The organism is Actinoallomurus vinaceus (assembly GCF_039542055.1).
GTDB classification, from domain to species: Bacteria; Actinomycetota; Actinomycetes; order Streptosporangiales; family Streptosporangiaceae; genus Actinoallomurus; species Actinoallomurus vinaceus.
Window position 1 is genome coordinate 1 of the sequence record NZ_BAABHK010000060.1, and the last position, 581, is coordinate 581.

Sequence of the window (581 nt, forward strand, 5' to 3'; positions counted from 1 at the left end):
CCGATCGCCTGAGTCCGCTCGCGTGGAGTGGTCGACGCCGGCCCGGTGAGCTCGTACGTCTGGCCGGTGTGTTCCTCCTGGACCAGGACCGCGGCCGCGACCTCGGCGAGGTCGTCCGGGTCGACGGTCGGCAGGCCGACGTCGCCGAACGGCGCTGCGACCATTCGCTCCGTGCGGACCGTCTCGGCCCAGGCGAAGGCGTTCGAGTCGAAGCCGCCCGGCCGCAGGATCGTCCAGTCCAGGCCCGACCCGCGTACGGCGTCCTCGAACGCCCGCGGGTGGCCGTACGCCTCCGGCCGGGTCCCCGCGCCCTGGGAGGACAGCAGGACGATCCGGCGCAGGCCGGCGCCCTTCGCGACGTCGAGGATGCCCTGCGGGTCGTCCCCGGCGACGAGGAGGAAGAGCGCGTCGGCTTCCTCGAGTGCCGGCTTGAGGCTCGCCGGGTCGTCCAGGTCCGCCGCCACGTGCCGGACTCCATCCGGCAGGCCGGCGGCCGGGGCGCGCCGTGAGACCGCCGTCACCTGCTCGCCTGCCGCTGCGAGCAACTGGACGAGCCGTCCACCGACGTTCCCGGTCGCTCC

At 74.9% G+C, this 581-nt stretch carries 1 protein-coding gene; it reads right to left on the bottom strand.

All coding sequences use genetic code 11. The features are described 5' to 3' along the window. Positions 1 to 581 (bottom strand): SDR family oxidoreductase (locus tag ABEA24_RS53350; protein WP_345444773.1); only part of this gene is annotated, 581 nt, incomplete at both ends.